Origin of the sequence: Streptomyces antimicrobicus, assembly GCF_020532625.1 — a bacterium.
Lineage (GTDB): Bacteria > Actinomycetota > Actinomycetes > Streptomycetales > Streptomycetaceae > Streptomyces > Streptomyces antimicrobicus.
Genome location: NZ_JAJAUY010000224.1, coordinates 1 through 5,541, shown reverse-complemented (window position 1 = coordinate 5,541; position 5,541 = coordinate 1). Strand labels below are relative to the sequence as shown.

Below are 5,541 nucleotides of genomic sequence, written 5' to 3'. Positions count from 1 at the left end.
CTCGCCCGTGCCCCCGGCCGCTTCCGGACCGACTCCCCCGTCCGCTCTCCCGTCCGCTCTCCCGGCGACGCCCCCGGCCCCGCCGACGCCGTACGACGCCGTCCACCCGGACCGCGGGCACGGCCCCCACCACGGCCCCGAGCACGACCACCACCACGGCCCCGACCCGGACCACGCGCTCGCGGACGCGCGGGAGCCCCTGCCCGTGCGGCCCGGCCCCGAGACCGGCACGGCCGACCCGGACCCCGCCGCGCCCCCGTTCCCTGACCCGGCGTCAGCCGCCGGACCGCCGCTCCCGGCGGCGGCCCGGTCCGGCTTCGCCGTCGCGGCCCTGGTGCTGGCCGGTCCCGGCAACGCCGACCGGCCCGGCGACGGGGCCGACGGAGCCGCCGGGCACGAGGGCCCGCTCGCGGAGGCGACCCCGGCGCAGGAGCCGGCGTACGTCATGCCGCAGCCGCGCCCCCTCCACCAGGGCGGACTCAACCCGCTCGGCGCACTCACCTTCGACACCGTCGACTACGCCGACGTCGTCACCCCCGAGCGCGCCTTCGACGCCCTGCACGCCTACGCCGCCCCCGCGCTGCTCCGCCAGACCTACCTGCTCACCGGACGCCGCCGCCTCGCCCAGCAGTCCGTAGAGCGGGCGTTCCGGATGGCCTGGGACCGGTGGCCCGAGGTCGCCACCGACCCCGACCCGGTCGGCTGGGTGCGCGCGGCGGCGTACGAGTGGGCGCTCAGCCCCTGGCACCCCTTCCGCCGTCCCCGCCGCCACCCCGACCGGACCCCGGCCGATCCCGCCGACCGGATCCTGCTGGACGCCCTGCTGGCGCTGCCCCCGCGGCACCGGCGCGCCGTGCTGCTCTACGACGGCGTCGGCCTGGACCTGCCCGACACCGCCGCCGAACTGGAGGCCAGCACCCCGGCGACCGGTGCCCGGCTCGTGCACGCCCACGCGGCGCTGGCGGCGCGGGTCCCCGGGCTGGCCGCCGTACCGGCGGCGCGGCAGTGGGAGGTGCTGCACAACCACCTCGGGGCGCTGGTGCCCGCCGTACGCCTCGCGCCGCGTCCCGCCGGCTCCGTACGGCACACCGGGGAGCGGCGGGCCGGGCTGTGGGCGCGGGCCGCCGTCGGCCTGACGGCGGTCATCGCCGCCGCCACCGCCTACACCGTCAGCACGGCGCCGACCGGCTACGTGCCCTCGCTCTCACCCGCCCGGAGCGTGTCCGGCGTACCCCCGCACGCGGGCCCGCAACCGCTGACGGACGAGGGCAAGGAGATCCAGCAGAAGCTGCGCTCGGGCCCGCACCCGGCGCCGGCCCGCCTGCTGCCGCGGACGGAGTAGAGACGCCGAACGGGCGTGGCCCGCACCCCCGGTGGGGTGCGGGCCACGCCCGTTCGCTCGCTCGGCCGAGGCCGGCCGGCCTCAGAGGCCCTTGGCCTCAAGGATCTCGCGGGCCAGCTTGGCGGTCTCGGTCGGGGTCTTGCCGACCTTGACACCGGCGGCCTCCAGGGCCTCCTTCTTCGCCTGCGCCGTGCCGGAGGAGCCGGAGACGATGGCGCCGGCGTGGCCCATGGTCTTGCCCTCGGGCGCGGTGAAGCCCGCGACGTAGCCGACGACCGGCTTGGTCACGTTGGCCTTGATGAAGTCGGCCGCGCGCTCCTCGGCGTCGCCACCGATCTCACCGATCATGACGATCAGGTCGGTGTCCGGGTCGGCCTCGAAGGCCGCCAGGGCGTCGATGTGGGTGGTGCCGATGACCGGGTCGCCACCGATGCCGACGCAGGACGAGAAGCCCAGGTCGCGCAGCTCGTACATCATCTGGTAGGTCAGCGTGCCGGACTTCGACACCAGACCGATGCGGCCGGGCTTGGTGATGTCGCCCGGGATGATGCCGGCGTTGGACTGGCCCGGGGTGATCAGACCGGGGCAGTTCGGGCCGATGATGCGGGTCTTGTTGCCCTTGGCGGACGCGTACGCCCAGAAGGCGGCGGAGTCGTGGACCGCGATGCCCTCGGTGATGACGACGGCCAGCGGGATCTCGGCGTCGATGGCCTCGACGACGGCGGCCTTGGCGAAGGCCGGCGGGACGAAGAGGACGGAGACGTTGGCGCCCGTCTTCTCCATCGCCTCGGCGACGGAGCCGAAGACCGGGACCTCGGTGCCGTCGAAGTCGACGGTGGTGCCGGCCTTGCGCGGGTTCACGCCACCGACGATGTTGGTGCCGTCACCCAGCATGAGCTTGGTGTGCTTCATGCCCGTGGCACCGGTCATGCCCTGGACGATGACCTTGCTGTCCTTGTTGAGGAAGATAGCCATGGTGAGTCTGTGACCTCGTCCCTTTACTTCGCAGCCGCAGCGAGCTCGGCGGCCTTGTCGGCCGCGCCGTCCATGGTGTCCACGCGCTGGACCAGCGGGTGGTTGGCGTCCGACAGGATCTTGCGACCCAGCTCGGCGTTGTTGCCGTCGAGGCGGACGACCAGCGGCTTGGTGACCGCCTCGCCGCGGTCCTCCAGGAGCTTGAGCGCCTGGACGATGCCGTTGGCGACCTCGTCGCAGGCGGTGATGCCACCGAAGACGTTGACGAAGACGGACTTGACGTCCGGGTCGCCGAGGATGATCTCGAGGCCGTTGGCCATGACGGCGGCGGAGGCGCCACCGCCGATGTCGAGGAAGTTGGCGGGCTTGACGCCACCGTGGTTCTCACCGGCGTAGGCGACGACGTCCAGGGTGCTCATGACGAGACCCGCGCCGTTGCCGATGATGCCGACCTCACCGTCGAGCTTGACGTAGTTGAGGTCCTTCTCCTTGGCCGCGGCCTCCAGCGGGTTGGCGGAGGCCTTGTCCACGAGCTCCTCGTGGGACGGCTGACGGAACTCGGCGTTCTCGTCCAGGGAGACCTTGCCGTCGAGCGCGATGACGTCGCCGGAGGCGACCTTCGCCAGCGGGTTGACCTCGACGAGGAGCGCGTCCTCGGCGACGAAGGTCTTCCACAGGGTCACGAGGACGTCGGCGACCTTCTCGGCGACCTCGGCCGGGAACTGGGCCTGGGCGACGATCTCGCGGGCCTTCTCGATGGTGACGCCCTCGTTGGCGTCGACCGGGACCTTGGCCAGCTTCTCGGGGGTCGTCGCGGCGACCTCCTCGATGTCCATGCCGCCCGCGACCGAGGCCATGGCCAGGAAGGTGCGGTTGGTGCGGTCGAGGAGGTAGGAGACGTAGTACTCCTCGAGGATCTCCGGAGCGGTCTCCGCGATCATCACCTTGTGGACCGTGTGGCCCTTGATGTCCATGCCCAGGATGTCCGTCGCGCGGGCGACGGCCTCGTCCGGGGTGGCGGCCAGCTTGACGCCACCGGCCTTGCCGCGGCCGCCGACCTTCACCTGGGCCTTGACGACCGACTTGCCGCCCAGCCGCTCGGTCGCCTCGCGGGCCGCCTCAGGCGTGTCGATGACTTCACCGGCCAGCACCGGTACACCGTGCTTGGCGAAGAGGTCCCTCGCCTGGTACTCGAACAGGTCCACGCGCGTCCGTCCCTTGTCTTCAAAGATTCGCAGTGATCGCGGTTGTCTGCGTGGGCGTGCCGCGAGGGCAACGTGACGGCGCTGTCACAAGGGGAGCGCACACGGTGACCGTGGACGCGGCATGTCCGTCCGGCAGGTTATCCCCGAGGGACGTAGGACCCTAAATCACAGATCACACCTGAGCGGTGATACCTGTCACAGATCGCCTCACGCGTGAGCTGGAAATTCATGCGATCTCACCATTCCCTTGGCCCGGCTCACCCCTCGGGAACCGGCAGGGGCCGCTTCTCGATGGCCGCGGCCATGACGTCCGGGAAGAGGTCCGGGGTGCAGGCGAAGGCCGGGGCGCCCAGGGCCGCCAGGGCAGCGGCGTGTTCGCGGTCGTAGGCGGGGGCGCCCTCGTCGGACAGGGCCAGCAGGGTGACGAACTGGACGCCGGCCGCCCGCATCGCCGCGACCCGCTTGAGCATCTCGTTGCGTATGCCGCCCTCGTAGAGATCGCTGATGAGGACGACGACGGTGTCGGCGGGACGGGTGATCCTCGACTGGCAGTAGGCCAGGGCGCGGTTGATGTCCGTACCGCCGCCGAGCTGGGTGCCGAAGAGGACGTCCACCGGGTCGTCGAGTTGGTCGGTGAGGTCCACGACGGCCGTGTCGAAGACGACCAGGCGCGTCGCGATCGAACGCATCGACGCGAGGACGGCCCCGAAGACGGAGGCGTAGACGACGGAGGCCGCCATCGAACCCGACTGGTCGATGCAGAGGATCACCTCCTTCTTCACCGACTGCGCCGCGCGGCCGTAGCCGATCAGCCGCTCGGGGACGACCGTGCGGTACTCGGGCAGGTAGTTGCCGAGGTTGGCCCGGATCGTGCGGTCCCAGTCGATGTCCCGGTGCCGGGGCCGGGAGATCCGGGCCGAGCGGTCCAGGGCGCCGGTGAGGGTGGCCCGGGTGCGGCCGGCGAGCTTCTTCTCCAGCTGCTCGACCACCTTGCGGACCACGGCGCGGGCCGTCTCCCGGGTGGTGTCGGGCAGGGCCTTGTTCAACGAGAGCAGGGTGCCGACCAGGTGGACGTCGGGCTCGACGGCCTCCAGCATCTCCGGCTCCAGCAGCAGCGAGGACAGGCCGAGGCGCTCGATGGCGTCGCGCTGCATCACCTGGACGACGGAGCTGGGGAAGTACGTGCGGATGTCGCCGAGCCAGCGCGCCACCTTGGGCGCGGAGCCGCCGAGGCCGGCGGAGCGCTCACCGCCGGAACGGCGCCCGTCCGCGGCCGCGCCGGGGCCTCCGTAGAGGGCCCCGAGCGCCGCGTCCATGGCGGCGTCCCGGCCTCCGAGCGCACACCCCGTGCCGTCCGCCTCTCCCCCGCCGAGCACGAGCCGCCACCGCCGCATCCGCTCGGCGGCGTCCGCGACCGGCCCGACCCCCCATCCGGTGTCGCCCTCACCACCGGCCACCGCGGCGCCTCCCTGAGCGTTCGTCATGTGCCGTTCCCCCTTCGCGTTGTGAGTGATGCCGTGACTCGTGCGGTCGTACGGTTGTGCGGCCGTGCGGTCGCGCTGTCGCCCTGCCGGGCGGTCGTCAGTCGTGCGGTCGTGCTGTCGTCAGTTGTGCGGCCGTGCGGCCATGCGGCCGTGCGGCCGTGCGGCCTTGCTGGCGTGATGTCGTCAGTGGTGCGGTCGTGCGGTGGCGCTGTTCGTGCGGCCATGCGGTTGTGTGGTTGTGCGGCCGTGCTGGCGTGCGGCCATGCGGTGTGTACGGGTGTTGCTGGTGGTGCCGTGCTCGTGCTGGTGGTCGAAGCTCCTGGTGGTGCCGTGATGCCGCGTCATGCCGGGTCGTGCCTCGTCATGCCAGGTCGTGCCCCGTCGTGCCGCGTCATGCCCGGTCGGCCGCGTCGTGCCAGGTCAGGCGCGGAGCGCAGCGGCACGACCCGCAGCGGCAAGGCGCGGAGCGCAGCGGCAGGACCCGCAGCGAGCGGCAGGGCGCGCCCCGCGTCATGGCGCGGCAGGGCGCGTCATG

The 5,541-nt window shown here is 72.6% G+C and carries 4 protein-coding genes; 1 reads left to right on the top strand and 3 read right to left on the bottom strand.

Going from position 1 to position 5,541, the window contains the following annotated elements; translation table 11 throughout:
• On the top strand, positions 1–1,342 hold a 1,342-nt coding region (locus tag LG632_RS29330), incomplete at its 5' end, for a SigE family RNA polymerase sigma factor (RefSeq protein ID WP_226730947.1).
• Between the two features lie 81 nt (positions 1,343–1,423).
• Here LG632_RS29330 and sucD read toward each other — a convergent pair.
• From sucD to LG632_RS29315, 3 genes are all read right to left on the bottom strand, one after another.
• Complete coding sequence (sucD, locus tag LG632_RS29325) at positions 1,424–2,317, bottom strand: succinate--CoA ligase subunit alpha (protein ID WP_226730946.1); 894 nt, start codon at positions 2,315–2,317, stop codon at positions 1,424–1,426.
• Between the two features lie 23 nt (positions 2,318–2,340).
• The gene (gene sucC / locus LG632_RS29320) at positions 2,341–3,522 is read right to left on the bottom strand and encodes an ADP-forming succinate--CoA ligase subunit beta (RefSeq protein WP_226730944.1); all 1,182 of its coding nucleotides are present in this window, start codon (positions 3,520–3,522) and stop codon (positions 2,341–2,343) included.
• A gap of 257 nt (positions 3,523–3,779) precedes the next feature.
• On the bottom strand, positions 3,780–5,006 hold the full coding sequence (locus tag LG632_RS29315; protein ID WP_374203633.1) for a VWA domain-containing protein: 1,227 nt from the start codon (positions 5,004–5,006) through the stop codon (positions 3,780–3,782).
• Positions 5,007–5,541: the final 535 nt, after the last annotated feature.

Bases quoted from the DNA above. Each gene is read 5' to 3' on its own strand.
- sucD (WP_226730946.1), bottom strand. From the start codon at position 2,317: ATGGCTATCTTCCTCAACAAGGACAGCAAGGTCATCGTCCAGGGCATG.
- LG632_RS29315 (WP_374203633.1), bottom strand. From the start codon at position 5,006: ATGACGAACGCTCAGGGAGGCGCCGCGGTGGCCGGTGGTGAGGGCGAC.